At 62.2% G+C, this 17,493-nt stretch carries 23 protein-coding genes and 1 pseudogene; 9 read left to right on the top strand and 15 right to left on the bottom strand.

All coding sequences use genetic code 11. The annotated features are described in order from the left end of the window. Positions 1 to 83: 83 nt before the first annotated feature. From GQ464_RS11810 to GQ464_RS11835, 6 genes are all read right to left on the bottom strand, one after another. The gene (locus tag GQ464_RS11810) at positions 84 to 851 is read right to left on the bottom strand and encodes a LytR/AlgR family response regulator transcription factor (RefSeq protein WP_166980171.1); all 768 of its coding nucleotides are present in this window, start codon (positions 849 to 851) and stop codon (positions 84 to 86) included. Between the two features lie 2 nt (positions 852 to 853). After that, complete coding sequence (locus GQ464_RS11815; protein WP_166980173.1) at positions 854 to 1,885, bottom strand: sensor histidine kinase; 1,032 nt, start codon at positions 1,883 to 1,885, stop codon at positions 854 to 856. 143 nt (positions 1,886 to 2,028) lie between these two features. Next, positions 2,029 to 2,988, bottom strand: a complete 960-nt coding sequence (locus GQ464_RS11820) for an extracellular catalytic domain type 1 short-chain-length polyhydroxyalkanoate depolymerase (protein ID WP_166980175.1) — start codon at positions 2,986 to 2,988, stop codon at positions 2,029 to 2,031. Further along, positions 2,985 to 3,386 (bottom strand): hypothetical protein, encoded by a 402-nt coding sequence (locus GQ464_RS11825; protein WP_166980177.1) that lies wholly within the window; start codon positions 3,384 to 3,386, stop codon positions 2,985 to 2,987. Before GQ464_RS11825 ends, GQ464_RS11820 begins: the two co-directional genes overlap by 4 nt. A 244-nt stretch (positions 3,387 to 3,630) precedes the next feature. Beyond that, positions 3,631 to 3,972, bottom strand: a complete 342-nt coding sequence (locus GQ464_RS11830) for a transposase (protein WP_166980179.1) — start codon at positions 3,970 to 3,972, stop codon at positions 3,631 to 3,633. A gap of 500 nt (positions 3,973 to 4,472) precedes the next feature. Next, positions 4,473 to 4,973, bottom strand: coding sequence for an anthrone oxygenase family protein (locus GQ464_RS11835; RefSeq protein WP_166980181.1), 501 nt, complete (start codon positions 4,971 to 4,973; stop codon positions 4,473 to 4,475). Between the two features lie 377 nt (positions 4,974 to 5,350). Between GQ464_RS11835 and GQ464_RS19210 the strand changes: the two genes are divergently transcribed. The 4 genes and pseudogenes from GQ464_RS19210 to GQ464_RS11850 all read left to right on the top strand — a co-directional run bounded on the left by GQ464_RS19210 (position 5,351) and on the right by GQ464_RS11850 (position 8,160). After that, complete coding sequence (locus tag GQ464_RS19210) at positions 5,351 to 5,695, top strand: transposase (protein ID WP_166980183.1); 345 nt, start codon at positions 5,351 to 5,353, stop codon at positions 5,693 to 5,695. A gap of 126 nt (positions 5,696 to 5,821) precedes the next feature. Continuing rightward, positions 5,822 to 5,977 (top strand): annotated as a pseudogene (locus tag GQ464_RS19215) (transposase); the annotation flags it as partial. Positions 5,978 to 6,254: 277 nt separating this feature from the next. After that, positions 6,255 to 7,429, top strand: a protein-coding gene (locus GQ464_RS11845; RefSeq protein ID WP_166982020.1) for an IS3 family transposase whose coding sequence is annotated in 2 segments (ribosomal slippage) — positions 6,255 to 6,504 and positions 6,504 to 7,429 — 1,176 coding nt in all. Because the reading frame shifts where the segments join, the coding sequence is not laid out codon by codon here. 98 nt (positions 7,430 to 7,527) lie between these two features. Further along, on the top strand, positions 7,528 to 8,160 hold the full coding sequence (locus GQ464_RS11850; RefSeq protein ID WP_166981076.1) for a hypothetical protein: 633 nt from the start codon (positions 7,528 to 7,530) through the stop codon (positions 8,158 to 8,160). A 228-nt stretch (positions 8,161 to 8,388) separates the two neighbouring features. On the opposite strand, the gene GQ464_RS19220 is transcribed toward GQ464_RS11850, so the two are convergent. After that, positions 8,389 to 8,517, bottom strand: coding sequence for a magnesium transporter (locus GQ464_RS19220; protein ID WP_166981102.1), 129 nt, complete (start codon positions 8,515 to 8,517; stop codon positions 8,389 to 8,391). Positions 8,518 to 8,621: 104 nt separating this feature from the next. On the opposite strand from GQ464_RS19220, the gene GQ464_RS11855 reads away from it, so the two are divergent. The 3 genes from GQ464_RS11855 to GQ464_RS19040 are packed head-to-tail and all read left to right on the top strand — an operon-like array spanning position 8,622 to position 9,175. Next, complete coding sequence (locus tag GQ464_RS11855) at positions 8,622 to 8,840, top strand: hypothetical protein (RefSeq protein ID WP_166981078.1); 219 nt, start codon at positions 8,622 to 8,624, stop codon at positions 8,838 to 8,840. Then, on the top strand, positions 8,830 to 9,018 hold the full coding sequence (locus GQ464_RS19035) for a hypothetical protein (RefSeq protein ID WP_228350241.1): 189 nt from the start codon (positions 8,830 to 8,832) through the stop codon (positions 9,016 to 9,018). The genes GQ464_RS11855 and GQ464_RS19035 overlap by 11 nt, the downstream gene beginning before the upstream one ends. Next, positions 9,008 to 9,175, top strand: a complete 168-nt coding sequence (locus GQ464_RS19040; RefSeq protein WP_228350771.1) for a type II toxin-antitoxin system RelE/ParE family toxin — start codon at positions 9,008 to 9,010, stop codon at positions 9,173 to 9,175. Before GQ464_RS19035 ends, GQ464_RS19040 begins: the two co-directional genes overlap by 11 nt. Before the next feature lie 67 nt (positions 9,176 to 9,242). On the opposite strand, the gene mgtE is transcribed toward GQ464_RS19040, so the two are convergent. The 8 genes from mgtE to murB form a co-directional block, all read right to left on the bottom strand. After that, positions 9,243 to 10,652, bottom strand: a complete 1,410-nt coding sequence (gene mgtE, locus GQ464_RS11870) for a magnesium transporter (RefSeq protein ID WP_166981080.1) — start codon at positions 10,650 to 10,652, stop codon at positions 9,243 to 9,245. A 41-nt stretch (positions 10,653 to 10,693) separates the two neighbouring features. Next, the gene (gene rsmA / locus GQ464_RS11875; RefSeq protein WP_166981082.1) at positions 10,694 to 11,470 is read right to left on the bottom strand and encodes a 16S rRNA (adenine(1518)-N(6)/adenine(1519)-N(6))-dimethyltransferase RsmA; all 777 of its coding nucleotides are present in this window, start codon (positions 11,468 to 11,470) and stop codon (positions 10,694 to 10,696) included. A gap of 209 nt (positions 11,471 to 11,679) precedes the next feature. Then, complete coding sequence (locus GQ464_RS11880; RefSeq protein WP_166981084.1) at positions 11,680 to 12,126, bottom strand: DUF1499 domain-containing protein; 447 nt, start codon at positions 12,124 to 12,126, stop codon at positions 11,680 to 11,682. Positions 12,127 to 12,130: 4 nt separating this feature from the next. Next, the gene (locus GQ464_RS11885) at positions 12,131 to 12,520 is read right to left on the bottom strand and encodes a cytochrome c maturation protein CcmE domain-containing protein (RefSeq protein ID WP_166981086.1); all 390 of its coding nucleotides are present in this window, start codon (positions 12,518 to 12,520) and stop codon (positions 12,131 to 12,133) included. A gap of 84 nt (positions 12,521 to 12,604) precedes the next feature. Beyond that, a complete protein-coding gene (locus GQ464_RS11890) occupies positions 12,605 to 12,871 on the bottom strand; it encodes a CcmD family protein (protein WP_166981088.1) in 267 nt (88 codons plus the stop codon). A 19-nt stretch (positions 12,872 to 12,890) separates the two neighbouring features. Then, positions 12,891 to 13,604: a cytochrome c biogenesis protein gene (ccsA, locus tag GQ464_RS11895; protein ID WP_166981090.1), complete on the bottom strand. Its 714-nt coding sequence runs from the start codon at positions 13,602 to 13,604 to the stop codon at positions 12,891 to 12,893. A gap of 178 nt (positions 13,605 to 13,782) precedes the next feature. After that, positions 13,783 to 14,454, bottom strand: a complete 672-nt coding sequence (locus GQ464_RS11900; RefSeq protein ID WP_166981092.1) for a heme exporter protein CcmB — start codon at positions 14,452 to 14,454, stop codon at positions 13,783 to 13,785. Positions 14,455 to 14,607: 153 nt separating this feature from the next. Beyond that, positions 14,608 to 15,585 carry a UDP-N-acetylmuramate dehydrogenase gene (gene murB, locus GQ464_RS11905; RefSeq protein WP_166981094.1) on the bottom strand — a complete coding sequence of 326 codons (978 nt, stop codon included), beginning with the start codon at positions 15,583 to 15,585 and terminating at the stop codon, positions 14,608 to 14,610. A 118-nt stretch (positions 15,586 to 15,703) separates the two neighbouring features. Here murB and GQ464_RS11910 point away from each other — a divergent pair, with 118 nt between their 5' ends. After that, on the top strand, positions 15,704 to 16,540 hold the full coding sequence (locus tag GQ464_RS11910) for a prohibitin family protein (RefSeq protein WP_228350242.1): 837 nt from the start codon (positions 15,704 to 15,706) through the stop codon (positions 16,538 to 16,540). Between the two features lie 568 nt (positions 16,541 to 17,108). Next, positions 17,109 to 17,474: an MGMT family protein gene (locus tag GQ464_RS11915; protein ID WP_166981096.1), complete on the top strand. Its 366-nt coding sequence runs from the start codon at positions 17,109 to 17,111 to the stop codon at positions 17,472 to 17,474. Positions 17,475 to 17,493 lie beyond the last annotated feature (19 nt).

The following is a 17,493-nucleotide window of genomic DNA, read 5'->3' on the forward strand; positions in this document are numbered from 1 at the left end:
CGTAACATCAGTGGATAATAGGGATCTGCATCGTTTACGCAAAAATCCTGACGTGCCCCGATGCCGGGGGTAGAGATCCTGGCTCACCGGCCCCGTATCCAGTTTTTGAAGGCCGAAGCCCGTGCCTTGCTGATCAACACCTTGTTCTCCGAAGGCGGTTTCACGCCGACGAGTAACCGACCATTGAAGTAATAGGTTACCTCGACAATCGCTCGGTAGTTGACGATAACCTGCCGGTTGGCACGGTAGAACATGGTCGGATTCAGTTGATCTTCGAGTTCTTGCAGTGTCTCGTCCATTATGAAATGCTTGTTCTCAAAGGTTACGCCGCGCACGACGCCATTTTTGATTTCGAAGTAGGCAAAATCATCGGCCAGCACGGGCAGGAGGCGATCGCCGTAGCTGATGAGAAAACTCTTTTGGTAGTTCGGGGATTCACGAAGCAGTGAAGCCAGGTGGTCGAGTATACGGCTGTCGACCCCATGCCGCCGGTGCTGCTCGAGCCGGTTAAACTTGGCCAAAGCCTTCTGTAAGGCGTCTTTGCGAATCGGCTTGAGTAGGTAATCAATGCTGTTGACATCAAAAGCCTGAATTGCGTAGTTGTCGTAGGCGGTCGTGAAGATGATGGGGGTATCAATTGACATCTGCTCAAAGATCTCGAAGGCGATGCCGTCAGCGAGATAGATGTCCAGAAAGATTAGATCAAGCGGTGGGCCGGTGGCCAGCACCCGCACAGCCTCTTCTATGCTGTCAATGACTCCTACAACGTCGGCTTCGTCTGTACAGGCACCAAGCAGAGTCCGCAGGTGGCTGGCGGCATGGTCTTCGTCTTCGATGATCAGGATCTTCATACTCAACGCCCAGGCTCTTCTGGCGCAATTACGGGCACGGTGACCCGGAATGTGTCGGTCGTTTCCTGGACATGGATCTCTGTACCACACAGGTACCGGTATCGCTCGTTGAGGTGGTACAATCCCATTCCGTTCGAAGTACGTGGCCCCGTTCGTCGTTGCAGATTGTTCGACACAACGATCGCCCCGTCGTTGCTGGAATACACTTCGACGCGAAGGGGTCGCTTCCTGGAAACGACGTTGTGTTTGACCGCGTTTTCAATCAGCATCTGTACGGCTAGCGGTGGCACCATACCGGCATACAGGGATGCATCTACCTGCATCGCCACGGTGAGTTTATCGGCGTACCGCTGGGTGAGCATATCGGCATAGGCTGCAGCAAACCGGAGTTCTTCCGCCACGGTCGTTAAGTTCTCTGAAGATACTCGGAGTACATACCGGTAGACCTCGGCCATGGTATCGACCAGCCGCAGGGCGGCGTGCGCATCGCTCGTAATCAGCGCAGTCAGCGTGTTGAATGTGTTAAATAGGAAGTGCGGGTTCAGCTGGTGTTTGACAGCGCTGTACCGCATCTCGGCCTCCTTGTGCTGGAGCATCAAGTTTTCGAGTTCGACCTGATGCTTCTGCTGGATAAGTGTGTAGATGGATGATCCCAGCATCGAGAGGACCATAACCAGTGTGTTTGTGCCCATCATGAGCGCCTTGAAGAACCGTTCGTGCAGGTATGGATCGAACAGCGCTAGGTGGAGTTCGATCAGGGCGCTGCTTGCCACAACCAGAACCGCAATATTTACGATCAGGCGCTGATACCACGTCTCCATGGGAATGGTCAGGCCGGCGATGCGAATCTGTCGCACTTCTAGGTTCAGCAAGAAGAATAGCAGCGCTAGGACAAATGCATATACGGAGCGCAGTACAAAATCGAGCCCATGGAGAGTGATATCAGGCTGCGTCTTTTGTATTTGGAACCAGAACCCTATCCGAGGCAGCGTAACGAAGGCGGTCGTCATCAGCGACGAGCACAGGATCAGCATCTGTCTGGGAGGCAGCTTCCCGCCCCGGGTGCAATGTTTTCCCATAGATGTCGTATTGTTCGTGGACATCCTCACGATGGTGAGTCTACTGACCTGTACGGCAGGTGGGCCAGTAGGATACGCTTGGCCCACCTCTATCACGGTTAGGGGGGCGGGAAGCGCTGGAAGAACGCCCAGATCAATGTATTGGCATCAATGGCGGTCGATGGTGTGTCCGCGCGAGGTCTCGGCTTTCGTCCTCCGGGCCAGGCATGCCCACCATCTTCGGTCAAATACATTTCAATTTCTGCGCCCGCGTCACAGGAGAACCATGTGGTGAGGGAATAGTCCTTGAATGTGATCGACCGAGGGGAGGGGGCACAGCCATTGACTTCTCCCCAAACCGTGAGCACGGAGTCAACCGATGGAAATACATATCCTCCCAGGCCTTCACCACCCTTATACGGCACGACCGTGTCGCGCACCGAATGCAGATGTAAGATGGGCATGGGGTGTGCTGGGCGGCAGTCGTTGACTACCATGGTACCACTCACTATCGCCACTGCTGCGATCCGATCGGCGACTTCACAGGCCAGCCGGTAGGCCATCATGCCGCCGTTGGACATGCCGGCCACATAGACTCGCTGAGGGTCGATCCGATAGGTAGCCACCAGATGACCGATCAGTGCGCTGATGAAGGCTACATCATCGACGTTCTGTTCGACAGGCTCGCCACAGCAGGTCCCTGCATTCCACATACGCAGGCGCAACGGTCCACGGCTGGGGATTCCTTCCGGGTATGCGACGACGAATTCATCGGCTGTAGCCTTGTCGGTGAACCGGTAATCCCGCTCGAACTGCCATGCATCACCCCCCAGGCCATGGAGTGCTATGACGAGCGGATAGGGATCGGCACTGTCGGCGTAGCTAGGTGGCAGATTGAGGAGGTAGGTACGCAGGCGTCCGTCTACCATCAGCGTGTCGTATAGACGATGCGAGGGAGCAGGCACGGGCGTGTAGCTACTGCAACCAACCGCTCCCAGCAGAGCAATCAGGTTGCAGCACAAGACGAGACGATCACTTGAAGTACGCACACGTACCGGATGCATTGCGAACAGCTTCATTGAGATCCCTCCCGGCGGGCTTTCATCCGTTTTTTCAGTTCCTGCTTCAGTTGCTCCTTGTTTCGTTGATACGTCGCGAACTGAGCATCGGTCAGGACCCTACGCAGTTCCTTATCTTTCTGCTCGTTCAAGGCTCGCAATGCTTTGAGTTTTGCCAGCCTTCTGTCGTTGCTCATTATGACGGTCTCATTCTTCCGGGCGTAGGTGAGGTTGATCTGCCGGACCTGCTCAATCTGTGTGCTGTCGGTCAGGGCAAGCAATTCGGTGAGGTAGTCGGTCAGAAGCGCTGCGCGCTCCTCCGGGGTGCTCTCGGCGAAGATGTCCTGTTGAGCACGGGCAGGACCGCTCGTCGCTCCCACGGTAAGCAGGAGCACAACGACATAGGTGAGGTTTCTCATCGGACGCTGGAGTTCAGGTTCAGGAGTAGTTTCGGAACGAAAGCTATGCTTGAATGCCTTGTCCGGCAGCCGAAGCGACATGAAACCGAAAAAAACGAGGGTGAAACACTCGTTCTGAAGTATGAGACGATCAAGTCTTGAGTGTACTGGCAAGCTTATAGTGATGGGTAAAGCCGTCACAGGTTTAGACGGACATCGTCCGTGGTCATGTGCCACGACACCGTGGCGGCCGCGTTGTGTGCCGCTACCCATGCCTCGACCTCGCGCCGTACCGCCTCGATCGAACCGACGATGGCCCAGGCATTGCTGCACAACACACTGAATTCCATACTATGGTCTCGCGGGAGAAGCAGCCCCGCACTTTCACCGTATGCAGCCGCACCGTGGCGAAGGTTGCTGTGGTCGGGTTGGTCGTGCGCAGGTGCCGCTCGTGCTCGGCCGGGAAGTTGTAGAAAGCCGAGCGCTGCTCTCGGTCCCTGGCCAGGCAGTCGGCCGCCTTCGGGTACCTGGCCTCGTGGGCGGCGATGAAGAAGTCGAAGGCTGCCTCGGCCTTCTCCTTGGTCTCGGCCAGGGAGATCTCGTGCATGCGCTGCTTCGTCTTCAGCTGCTACGACCTGGGCAGGGTGTTTAAGACGTTGGCCGTCTTATGCACTCGGCACGGCGGCCAGTGCGTCTGGCTGTAGACTTCCGTGCAAGGTGCTCCAGAAGCCGAGGGTTCCGTCGCCCACGGCTGCTCAGCCCTGGAGCAACCGTTCCCAGGAGCGCGGCCGGTGCCTCTGAGGGGGCACCGGTCGAGACGCCCTTGAGATACAAGTGCTTCCAGCGAACGCGTCTTGCGCATGTACTTCGGCAGGGCTGTCGAAGCGACATGCCCGGGCTGTTCCTATACCCTGGATTTTGAAGCTACTGATGTTGCGTAGATGTTGCGTACTTGAAGCTGTTCCACCACACGACGGCCAGTCTTGCCAGTGTCACCAATCACAAAAAAATTTCTCTAATTCTGTGAATCATTTTGCATTTATTGTATGATATGTTGTTATGTTAAGTTTTTTGCGTTCATGATGGCTTTTGACAGGGCTGCGTTCTTCAAATCATGAATAGTAGAATTATTAACAAAGCAGATGCCAGGCTCGCAAAGACTGTCCTGATTGAATTCCATAGGTTCCAACGTGATTCAAAGTCTTGACGAAACGCTCTTTGCATTGTTTCACTCATGGTATCGACATCCAGAGTTTGTATTTTGTTATTCAGCGGTATGTTAATAGTGATTGTCGGTAATTGGACGCCGAGAAGATAGGCGAGTGTGGCGAATATTATAAGTATATATCTAGTTTCAAATTGTGCGATACCAAGCACAGTCGCGATAATCAAGGCCACAACTGAACCAACCCATAACGACACAAAAAACGGCTGATTATTTTGAATAATGCGATCCATCACTTGAAAAGCTCGAATGAAATCCGAGTCATTTAAACTCTTTATGCCAGGCATCACCACTAGGGCAAAAGCAAGCAAAAAGCCTGCAACCAGGGAACACAGAAATGTAGCCAAGATCAATGCAATTTGAAAGATTCCCTCACTTGACATGGAAAAATCCTCGTTCTTGTATGAATGTGCTAACACCGAGGTGAAGGATGCCGTTAGGCGTTACCTTGAACCGTCTCGGGAAAACCGGAGGCTTGGTTGGTTGAATACCGCTTCGATGAGATCTTCCTCACAGCGGCTGTAGTAGACTTCTTCGTACTCGACCGGTGGAAGGTAACCCTGTGATCCGAGTAAGCGATGATGGCTAAACTACCATACCCACTCCAGAACGGCAAACTCGACGTTCTCACGCGTTTACGCACGGACCAGGTCGTGTCCCGATTGCTGTAAAAAGGTTTGAGATGGAAAAGGCCAGCGTCTTCCGTTAGGCCGGGGTTGCTTTCAGACAATCCATGAACCCAACGACCCACGATGGCCCTATGCTCCAGGTTACGCTCGACGCCAACCAGGTCCAAGACCTCTTCACCGGAGACGATCCCTTGCGTGCGCTCCTCGAACCAGTACTCAACCAGATCCTCGAAGCCGAGACGACCGGGCATCTCGGTGCCGAGCCCTACGCGCGCACCCAGCCCCGGCAAGCCTACGGCTATCGGGCCCGGCGCTTGACCACACGCGTGGGCATGCTGACGCTGTGCGTGCCCCGGAGCCGCGACGACTCATCCTCGTCTGCCAGGAGTTCAATTGATGCGCAACGTCCTCGGGGCCACGCCCGGGGCCCACCACGCGCAGCTGGTCGATCATCTGCGCCGGCTCTTTCGCCGTGAGAGCGGGACCGAGGCCCGTCTCGGACGCACGTCCGAGACGCATTGCGCAACTGGTCGCGGTCTTTGAGGGACAAGGCCGATGTGGCGCGGGCAGTCCCGGAAGGCGGTCTGGAGGCTGCGATGCAGGTGTTGGTCTGGCCTTTCCGTCGTCGTCTTCGCACGATGAACATGCTTGAGCGCTTGAACGAGGAGATCCGCCGGCGCGAGCGGGTGCTTTGGATCTTTCCCGACGTGGCTTCAGCGGTTCGTCTTGTCAGGGCGCTGCCGGCCGAGCAGCACGAGACGCGGCTTTTCGGGCCGTCGGTATTTTGACCTGGAGTCGACCTGGCATTGGAAGCGCGCCCGTGCCGCCCCAGAGGCGGCTGAAGATCCGGTACGATCAGCTGCTTAGCGACCCAGCCAGGCGAAAGGCGTTTTTACAGCACTATTTGACTTGATCGGCAGATGGCTGCCAGAATCTGTCCATTGCACTTTATTCCATTGAAGCGGGTGAAACCCGCCTTGGAGTTAACCCGGTTTGGTGGACTATCTTCCACTTACGAACAACGAAGAGGTCCCCATGCCACGAACACGTCCCGCGTATCCTACCGAGTTCCGCCAGCGACTCGTCGAACTGGCTCAGGCCGGTCGTAGCCCGCGTGAACTCGCTGAAGAATTTGAACCCTCCGAACAAACCATCCGCACCTGGATCAAACAAGCTGAGCGCGACGAGGGTACCCGCACCGACGGGCTCACCTCGAGAGAGCGCGAGGAGCTGCGCCAACTCCGCAAGGAGAACCGTCGTCTCCAGCAGGAGCGCGACATCCTGGCAAAGGCCGCGGCCTGGTTTGCTCAGGAGACGAACGTGATACCGAAGCGATCTTCACGTTCATAGACGCCCACCAGGCCGAATTCCCCATCCGCGTCATGTGTGCAGTCCTGGCGGTCTCCACCAGCGGCTACTACGCCTGGCGCAACCGAGTCCCTTCCCAGCGAGCCCGAGACGACGCGATGCTGACCGAGCAGATCCATGCCATCCACGCGTGGTCCCGCGGCACCTATGGCGCCCCCCGTATCCATGCCGAACTCAAGGATCAAGGCGTGCATGTGGGGTGCAAGCGTGTAGCTCGTTTGATGCGAGCAGCCGGCTTGCACGGCATTAGCCGCCGCAAAGGACCCACCACGACGCGGCGGAGGGAGGGAGCTAGACCCGCGCCGGATCTCGTCGAGCGGGATTTCACCGCGACCGAGCCGAACCAGTTGTGGGTGGCCGACATCACCTACGTGCCGACGGCGGCCGGCTTCCTGTACCTGGCTGTTGTGCTCGACGCGTTCAGTCGCCGTATCGTGGGCTGGTCGATGGCCAATCACTTGAGGACGGAGCTGGTGGTCGCCGCGTTGGAGATGGCGCTTGAGCAGCGGAAGCCGGAGGCGGTCATCCATCACTCCGACCAGGGGTCGCAGTACACCTCGATTGCCTTCGGGGTGCACTGTCGGGAAGCGGGTGTGGAGCCGTCAATGGGCTCGGTCGGTGACTGCTACGATAACGCCATGTGCGAGAGCTTCTTCGCTACGCTTGAATGCGAACTCATCGACCGTGAGGCCTTCGCGACGCGGGCCGAGGCGCGGATGGCGATCTTCGACTACATTGAAGGGTGGTACAACCCGCATCGGCGGCACTCGGCCCTGGAGTATCAGTCGCCGGTGAGCTACGAAAGAAGACACCAATCACAGGTCGCAGCCGAAAGCTGCTGACTGTCCACTAAAGCGGGGTAACTCCACCCCTAACCGGTCTGTACGTTACGCAAGCTGTCTACGGCTATAGTGCCTCTGAACTTCGGGATGTGGTGTTTGTGCAGTACGAGATCACTAACGACGCGACTGAGGCGTTCACCGATCTCTACATCGGGTTCTTTGCCGATGTGGACCTCGATATGGGGCGCTGCTACTCGTTGATTGCCAATGCGACAGGCTACGATACAGCCCGTGCCCTTTCTTACACCTATCCCCGTGCGGCGGCTGGAGACCAAGATCTAGGGTGTCCCATTCTCGTATTCGGTTTGGCCTTTCTGGAATCGCCGGTCGCATCGGAGGCTCCTCATACGGTTACTAGTCATACTATTTTGCGAAAGAATGTAGGTCCCGAGTATGATTTTAGTGAGGCAACCTTGCGAAATCCTCAAGATGTGCTTTACCGGTTACAAGGCCTCTCCAGCCAGGGAGACCCTATGATCGATCCGACCACAGATACCCCAACGTCCTACGCCTTTACGGGTGATCCTGTCACGCAAACCGGCTGGTTGGATGTTCCCATTGACGTTCGGAGCCTGACGGCAGCCGGTCCGTTCTCGCTGGCGCAGGGTCAAAAAAAGAGGTTCACCGTGGCCCTCATTGTTGCTCAGGGTAGCGTGTTGTCGGAGGCCCTTACGCATCTCCGGCAGCAAGTTGATTTAGTCAGAAGTCAGGCTGGATTATGGCGTTTTTAAGCCCGCTTCCCTAGAGATCAAGATAAACTGAAAATGCATACTTACCGCCAGGGATGGGCAGCTAAGCAGGCGCTGCACGCGGACCCAGGGCAGGTCGGTACCAGTTCAACCGTCATTGCTGTCGCTGTAGGTTTTCCCGACATTGAAGCGTGGTGCCCGCAGGCCCTGTGCCGGTGAGCGCCAAGTCGTTATGTATGTGCTCGCTCCTCATCCACCGGCGCGGGTGCTTCAGGACAGGTAGAAGGGGGTGGCGAGCCAGAAGAAGAGGCGCGTGCCGGGGAGGTCGTTGCTGCCGGTGATGAAGGGGCCGGTGGCGATGGCCGGGTCGATGCCGAGACGCTCGAGCAGCAGGGGGATGGTGGCTGCGAGGTCACCGGTCGACCCAGGCGGGAAGCAGCGTTGGCTGAATCATGGTTTATCCTCGGGCGTTGCATCTGGACCCATCCATGTAGAGGAGAAACATGGATACGGCTCGTCCTGAATACCGAAGCGAGGTGCTCCGCGAACTGGAGCAAATCCCTCCCGAGTTCTTACCGGCCTTCCTGAAGCTGGTCCGCGCTTTCCGAGAAAGTGTCACGCTGCCTGCGGCTCAGGACAGCTTCCGCCAGGGATGGAAAGAGGCTCTCCGTGGCGAGACCCGGCCCGTCTCCGAACTCTGGGAGGATCTCGATGCCGAGTGAAGAACGCCGGCGGGTGGAGGTTGCCTTTACGCCGGAGTTCAAGCGCAATATCCGGCGGCTTGCGCGGAAATACCGGCACATTCGGTCGGACGTGGCTCCGGTGATCCGTAGGATCGAGCAGGGCGAGACGCCGGGCGACCAGATCCGGGAGGCAGGTCAAAGTCCGGATCAGGAATAGCGATGCGCAGCGCGGCAAGAGCGGCGGTTACCGCATGCTGTATTACCTGAAGACCCCGGAGCGGATCATCCTGGTGACGATCTATTCGAAGACCGAACAGGGCGACATCACGGCGGAGGAGGTCCGGCGGATCATCCGGGCCCACGAGGCGGGGTGAAGGCCGCGCATACCTTGGGGGGGAGCACCGGAGCCAGCGCAATCCGGCGTCACCCGGCGCCGGCGGCTCAGGACAGGTAGAAGTGGGTGGCGAGCCAGAAGAAGATGAGCGTGCCGAGGATATCGTTGCTGCCGGTGATGAAGGGACCGGTGGCGATGGCCGGGTCGATGCCGATGCGGTTGAGCAGCAGCGGGATGGTGGCGCCGATGACCGTGGCGAGCACGATCACGAGCATGAGCGCCGCGCCGGAGGTGAGGGCCAGCCGGGCCGGGTCGGCGATCTTGTCGGGGTAGAGGTGGCCGGCGGCGAGGATGAAGGCGCCCATGATGAGGGCGGCGATGAGGCCGTTGAGCAGGCCCACGAGCAGCTCCTTGAGCATGCGGCGGAGGATGTCGCTGGCCCAGACGTCGCCCGAGGCCAGGCCCTGCACGGCGATGGCGGAGCTCTGGATGCCCGCGTTGCCGGCGGTGGCCATGACGATGGGGATGAAGCTGGCCAGCACCGGCACGACGGCCAGCGCGCCGGAGAAGTAGCCGATGACGAAGGCGGCCACGCCCGAGCCGACCATGCCGGCGAGGATCCACGGCAGGCGGCCCTGCACGATGCGCAGGACCGAGTCGGTGGGTTCTTCGCCGCCGGCCACGCCGCTCATGCGCTGGATGTCCTCCTCGGCCTCCTCGCGGATGACGTCCACCACGTCGTCGATGGTGATGCGCCCGATGAGCCGTCCCTGCTCGTCGACGACGGGGAGGGAGACCAGGTCGTAGCGTTCCATCAGCCGGGCCACCTCCTCCTGGTCCACGTCCGCCGTGACGTAGTCCACGTCCGGGTCCATGACGTCGCTGATGCGGGCGGCGGGGTCGGCGAGGAGGAGCTGCTTGAGCGAGACGATGCCCTGGAGGTGCCCGTCCTCGTCGACGGCGAAGACGCTGTAGACGTCCTCGACCACGTCGGCGTGGCGGCGCAGCTCTTCGATGGCCTCGGCGACGGTCCAGGAGACGGGCACGGCCACGAACTCGCGGGCCATGAGGCCGCCGGCGGTGTCCTCCTCGTAGCCGAGCAGCTCCTGCAGGTCGGCGGCGTCCTCGAGGTGGGGCAGGACCGTCTGGGCCACCTCCTCGGGCAGGTCGGCCAGCACGTCGGCGGCGTCGTCGGTGTCGAGCTCGCCGAGCATGGCCGTCAGCCGCTGCGGGGACTCGGCCTCCAGGAGCTCGGCGCGGTAGTCGTCGTCGAGCTCGGCCAGCACTTCGCCGGCCTGCTCCACGGGCAGCCACTGGAACAGGTGGCGGGCCTCGTCGAAGGAGAGGTGCGCCATGAGCGAGGCCAGGTCGGCCGGGTGCAGGTCGGCCACGATGTTGAGCACCATGCCGCGCTGCCCGGCCTCCAGGAGGCTGCGGATGTTGTCCACCAGCTCCTGGTCCACCTCGATCTCCGCCGGACGCATGCCCTCCTCTTCTATGATCCCGTCCTGCGTCATGTCGGTCTTCCGGTTGGCCGGTTCCCGGTGCCGGGACCGGTTCAGGCGTGCTCCTGGAGGTAGCGGGCCAGCACGACGAACGCCCCGGGTTCGAGCTCTTCGGCACGGCAGGCCCCCCATCCGTGGGGGAGCGTCAGGCCGCGGTCGCGTGTCCACCGGCCGAGGCTGTTGCGCAGGGTCTTCCGGCGCTGGTTGAAGGCGGTCCGGATCACCTGGCGAAGCAGGGCCGGGTCCACACCGGACGCTGCCGCATCCCCCTGCGAAAAGTCCAGCCGTACAACCGCGCTGGTGACATCCGGTTTCGGGTAGAAGACATTTTTAGAGACGTGGAAGAGGAGCTCGGGGGCAGCGGCGAGCTGCACGGCCACGCTCAGGATGCCGTAGGCTTTGGTGCGGGGCACGGCCACCAGGCGCTGCGCCACCTCCAGCTGCATCATGACGACGGCCTCGGCCAGGTGGGATCGGGCGTCGAGCAGGCCGAAGAGGATCTCGCTGGTGATGTAGTAGGGCAGGTTGCCGATGACGTAGAGGGGGCGTCCCTTCTCGCGGGCGAGGGCGGCCCAGTCCGTCGCCAGCACGTCGGCGTGGCGCACGTCGAGGCCGGGGAAGCGGTCGCGCAGGAGGGCCACGGCGCGGTCGTCCACCTCCAGGGCGGTCAGGTCGGGGAAGCGCTCGTGCAGCAGCCCCGTCAGCGCCCCGGTGCCCGGCCCGATCTCGACGACGGCCGCCCCGTCCGGCGCCCGCAACGCCCCCACGATCTTGCGGGCCACGTTGGGGTCGGTGAGGAAGTTCTGGCCGAGAGACTTGCGGGGCTTCATACCTTGTCTATCTGGAGAGAACCGGGGCGTTTGTAGTGCGCGGTGCGTGGTGCGTAGTGCCTAATGCGTGATGCGTAGTGCGTAAGGATGTGGTGCGTAGTGCTTGGTGCGTAGTGCGTAAGGATGTGGTGCGTAGTGCTTGGTGCGTAGTGCGTAAAGATCGCGTGCTGCGCTCTACGAAATACGCACTCCGAAATACGCACGACGCCCTATGCCCCCGGGAGGCGGCGGTGCAGGGCGTCGAGGAAGCGGCGCACGCGGCGTTCGTTCACCCCGAAGTCGCTGTAGCCGACGCGGCTGGCGCTGCGCAGGTGCAGGGCGCTGCCCGTGCCGAAGGGTTCCACACGGAGCGCCACGTCGTCGTAGAACACGAAGACGCGGAAGACGGCGTCGGCGCGGCGGGCGCCGGCGTCGAGCGTGGCGGGGCCCAGGGCGGCCAGGGCGTCACGGGCCCGGGCGAAGAGCGTGTCGGCGTCGACCGGGTAGAGGCGGGTCAGGCGGACGCAGTTGGGTGAGGCGGGACAGGGCGGCAGGGGGTTGGCCGGCCCGTCGTCCGAGGGGAAGGCGTCGGGATCCGAGGCGAGCGTGCGGGAGAGGACGAGCGTGCCCGCCCCCAGGACGGCCAGGAGGAGGACGGCGCGAGCGAGCCGGCGCATGGCGTCACTCGACGGTGGTTTGCAGGCCCCGGGCGTCGTTGTACTTCGAGGGGCACTTCACCAGGATGTTCTCCGCCACGAACACGTCGCCCTGTGCGTAGCCGTCGATCACCAGGCGCTCGGCGTCCTCGAAGTTGGCGGGCTTCGGGTTCGCATAGCGCACCTGCCGCACGTTGCCCAGTTCGTCGCGCATGTAGAACGAGAACACGTTGGCGGCGGGGTCATAGGTGGCCGGCTGCTCTTTGACCCACTGTCCGACCACATGCGCCTTCGAGCCGGTCTCGGCCGCCCGGGCAAAGTCCATGTACCCGCCGACCTGCTGGCCGAAGTTCAGAAAGAGCACCGAGGTGAAGCCGATGAGGAGGACCAGGCCGATGATCGTCTTCTTGTTCATGACGGGGCGTGGATTATAGGCTGCGTGGTTCGTCGTGCGTGGTGCGTACAGGGTTGCGCTTTACGCACGACGCACGACGTAATACTAAAAGTCGTCGTGTTCTTCGGGAATGCGTTCTTCGACGGTTCGTTCCAGCGCGTCGAGTTTGCGGTCGGTGCGGTAGAGGAAGAAAAGGAGGCCGAACCAGATGATGAGCACGACGGCCAGGACGACGTAGAGCTTGTCGTGGGCGAGCATCACCTGTTCGAGTCCGGTGGGGGGCTGGGTGGGCAGGGCGCCGGGCCAGAGGCTGTCGTACGGGGCGGCCTGTGCGGCCCGGGGGGCCTCCTGGAGGGAAAGGGCGGGGAGCATGGTTGGCGGCGGGTAGGGTTCAGTATTCGGGGTCGCCCTGGAGGCGGTGCTTGAGCCGGGCCAGGCGCACGCGCTGCGTGTAGAGGACCCAGAAGAGGCCCAGGAAGCCGAGCACGGCGGCGTAGAAGATCGGGCGCATGGCCGGGGCCAGGTCCGTTTCGCTGAAGGCCGGGTTGCCCTCGGCGCCGGGGTGGAGGCTCGGCATCTGGCGGGGGACGATGTAGAGCAGGAACGGGACGGTGGAGGCCGCGAACAGGTTGTAGACGGCCGCCATCCGGGCGCGCCGGTGCGGCTCGTCGATGGCGGTGCGGAGGACGAAGTAGGCGCCGTAGATCAGGAGTTGCACGGCCGCCATCGTCTGGCGCGGGTCGAAGTTCCACCAGATGCTGGTGCCCACGTACCAGGTGAAGCGAGCCCAGACGATGCCGGTGGCGAGTCCCAGCAGCCCGAAGGCAAAGCCGACGCGGGCCGCCTGCAGGGCCCGGATGTCGCGCAGCAGGTCGCCCGTGCGCAGCACCTGCAGCGAGTGGTAGGCCGAGACGAAGGCGGCGGCCATCATCGTGAACCACATCGGCACGTGGAAGTAGAGGTTACGCGCCGTGTGTTCGAGGATGCTCAGGCGCGGGATGTCGCGGACGAACGCGGCGACGATCATCCCCGTCAGCCACACGGCCACCACGTTGCGCACCAGCCGGTACCGCTTCACGTCGACGCCCGCTTGCGTTTCCTTCATGGTCCTTTTTGCGCTGGCACGTTGCGTGTTGTTGCGTTCGCTGCCGCCTGCACGGGCAGAAACCCGCGGCTACGTGCTTTCTGCTGTCCGGATGAGCAGGCCCGGGCTGAAGCCCGCGGCTACGTGCGTTCTATGGTCTGGTTGAAACGTTCAACGTGCAGCGTTCAACGTGGAACGCTCATTCGTTCCACACGTGGTCGAACAGGAGCACCGAGACGGTGATGACGACGCCGGCGAAGCCGAAGAGCGTCGTCAGTTCGTCGCCGGCTTCGCGCCAGCCGTTGCCGCCGGGCAGGGCGGCCCGGGTGGCGCTCACGACCGAGAGCAGCAGCGGCACCAGCAGCGGAAAGAGCAGCACCGGCAGCAGGGGCCCCCGGTTGGCCGCCCGTGCGATGAGCGCCGCCAGCAGCGTCGTGGCGCCGGCCAGGCCAAGGGCGCCCAGCACGAGCGTCGCCAGCAGCAGGCCCGGGGCCTGCACCGCCACGCGCAGGAGCAGGATGAACGCCCCCAGCGCCACTAGGTTCACCCCCAGCACCAGCAGGAAGTTGAACAGGAGCTTGCCCGCGTAGACCATGCTGCCCCGGGTGTTGAGCCGCAGCAGCAGCACCGTCCCGCGCTCCTCCTCGCTGATGAACGCCCGGCCCAGCCCGACGGCTGCCGAGAACAGGATCACCACCCAGAGCAGCGCGGATTGCACGCGCGGGCTCACCGTCACCGGGCCGAGGCCGAAGGCCACCAGCAGCAGCGACGAGAGCACGAACAGCAGGAGCATGCTCACGGCATAGCGGCTGCGCAACTCCAGCCGCAGGTCCTTCTCGAAGACCGCCCAGGTGCCGTAGAGCCAGTTCATGGGAGGGTCGCGTTCGCCGGCCTCACGGGGTGGCCGGATCGGCCGGCGTCCTCTTGATTGAGGCTTGCCTGGCAGAAGATATCGCTGCCGGCGGCCTCCGGCGAACGGGAACGCCGGTTTCCGCGGGCAATTCACGCGGGCGACGCCGTTTCTTCACGCGGGCGGCGGGCCGAAGTCGCCCACGAAGGCGATCTCGGGCTCGAGCCGGTAGCCCGTCTCCCGCTCGACGACCTCCTGCGCCAGGGCGATCAGCGCTCGCACGTCGGCGGCCGTGGCCCCGCCCCGGTTCACGATGATGTTGGCGTGGCGGTGGGTGATCTCGGCGCCGCCGATGCGCGTCCCCTTCAACCCGCACTGGTCGATGAGGCGGCCGGCGCCGATGCCTTCGATCTTTTTGAAGATGGAGCCGGCGCTCGGTTCGGTCTCCAGCGGGGGGTGGCGCTCGCGTCGCCAGGCCAGGTTGGCCGCCATGACCGCGCGCATCCGGGCCGGGTCCGCCGGAGCGAGCTGGAAGGTGGCCGAGAGGACGATGTCGTCCCGCTCATGCAGGACCGAGTAGTCGTAGCCGAAGCGGAAGTAGTCCCGGCCGGCGGTGCGGCGCTCGCCCTCGGCCGTGAGGAGCTCGGCCTCCAGGAAGACCTCTTCGATGAACATCGTGCGGGAGCGGTCCGGCGAGAGGAAGTGCAGGTTCTGCCAGAGGGCGCCGCCGACCGTTGAGGGGATGCCGACGTAGTGCTCCAGGCCGGAGAGGCCTGCCGCGACCGCCGCCTCGATGACATCCGGATAGACGATGGCACCGCTGGCGGCCCAGAGGCGGTGCGTTGCGGGGTGGATGCGGAAAGCGCGGGCGGCGTTGCGGATGACCAGCCCGCGAAAGCCCCCGTCGCCCACGAGGATGTTGGCCCCGAGGCCGAGCAGGAAATAGGGGAGGCCCAGCTGCCGCGCCACGGTGATTGCACGGGCGAGCTCCTCCGGCGTTCGGGCCTCGAAGAAAAGGTCGGCCGGCCCGCCGATCCTGAACGTGGTGTAGGGAGCCAGCGGAACGCCACAGCGGAGGCGTTCCGGCCCCAGGGCGTCTGCCAGGGCCGACGTGAGGCCGGTGTCGAGGAGGGCTTTGGCGTTCCGGTTCATAGCGACAGCGGGAAAGGCGCTCCGTTAACGAAACGGACGGCGTCCTTGTTGCCGCGCCCCTTTCGTGTTACCTTGCCGGACGACAACAGCATGTTCGATCCTTTCAGACAGGCGTACCATGGCGACGAACAACTATCCGAACCTGACCCGTGCCCTGGCGCGCATGGGCGTGCTCGTCTTGCTCTTCATCCTCCTTGCCGCGATGGCCGGGGGATGCATGACCACCACGATCGGCTCCGGCCAGGCCGGCGTCAAGTACAGCATCTTCGGAGGCACCGACCTGAACCAGACCTTCGGCGAAGGGCTTCAGGTGCATGCTCCGTGGGTGGACATCATCCGGTACGACGTGCGCGTGGAAGAGAAGCTGGAAGCCATGGAAGTGCTTTCCTCCAACGGCCTGAACATCGGCATGGACGTCTCGGTTCGCTGGCAACCGGAGGTGGACAGGCTCCCGCAGCTTCACACCACCTACGGCACGGATTACTACCGGAAGCTCATCCAGCCGGAGCTGCGCAGCGCCGTGCGCGAGGTGGTGGGGCGCTATACGCCGGAGCAGCTCTATTCGAGCAAGCGCACCGAGTTGCAGGGGCAGATCTTCGAGCGGGTGAAAACGGGCGTCGAGCCGCGCTTCGTCAAGGTCGAAGCCGTCCTCATTCGCGACGTGCGCCTGCCGGAGCAGATCCGGGTGGCCATCGAGAACAAGCTGAAGGAGGAACAGGAGGCCGAACGGTACCAGTACACGCTGGAGAAAGAGCGCCTGGAGGCCGAGCGCAAGCGCATCGAGGCCGAAGGCGAGGCCGAGTACCAGCGCATCATCACACAGAGCCTCTCCTCGCAGTTCCTCCGCTTCAAGGGCATCGAGGCCACGCAGCTGCTCGCCAACTCGCCCAACACCAAGACCATCATCATCGGTGCCGGCGACGACGGCCTGCCGGTGATCCTGGGAGGGCAGTAGGACCGTCCCGGGCCGCTCCCTGCGAGGGCGAAGGATGGGGGAAAAACGAAAGCCCTGTCCGGATATTATTTGCCTGGATTGACAAAAATTTTATATTATGCACATCTAACTACCGAGATAGGCGGCACCCTTGAGATGCTGAATACCCGGTGAGGCAGGATCGGGTTGTGCGATCCGTCACCTGCTCACCCCGTTGTCTTTCATCCGGGGGCGAAAGTGCGCGAATCGCCCTTGAAAGACGTGCTCACCCACCACGTTTGCAGCATCCTCCAACCCCTCATCGGAAGACGCCATGATCTCAAAGTTACTGCGGGTCAGTGGTATACTGGCCTTTCTTGCGCCTGGATGGGTCATGGCGCAACGTGTTGCCCTTTCAGGCGTGGTCACGGGTGCTAGTGGAGGTCCGCTTCGCGGAGCCGACGTTCTGAGCGGAGAACCGATGCTCGGGATGGCCGCCGGCGTCGACGGGCGTTACGGTTTCAAGGTGCTGCCCAGAGACGGCTCGTGGCGGAGAGGTACGCGGCCTGGTGAAGTGGCCGGGGAACGGAACAGGCGGCTGGATACGAGCATGACTAAGCAGGTACGTGACGACTTTTTCCGGCGGGTATGGGAGGTCGTCGAACGGATCCCGCCGGGGCGTGTGACGACCTACGGGCACATCGCGGCCTACCTGGGCACCCGGAGTGCCGCACGGACGGTGGGCTGGGCGCTGAACGCGGCCGCTGGGACGGCCCTGCCCTGCCACCGCGTGGTCAACCGCTTCGGAGCCCTCTCCGGCCGTGTGCATTTCGGCGGGCCGTTCATCATGGAGGACCTGCTCCGGAGCGAGGGCATCACGTTCACCGGAGACGGCCGGGTCGATCTGGAAAAGCATCTCTGGGACCCGGCATCGCCGGAGGAAGGGGAGCCCCCTCCCCTGGCCGAGGTGTCGTAGGCTCCGTGCCGGTTCTGGT

Origin of the sequence: Rhodocaloribacter litoris (assembly GCF_011682235.2) — a bacterium.
Taxonomy (GTDB): Bacteria; Bacteroidota; Rhodothermia; order Rhodothermales; family ISCAR-4553; genus Rhodocaloribacter; species Rhodocaloribacter litoris.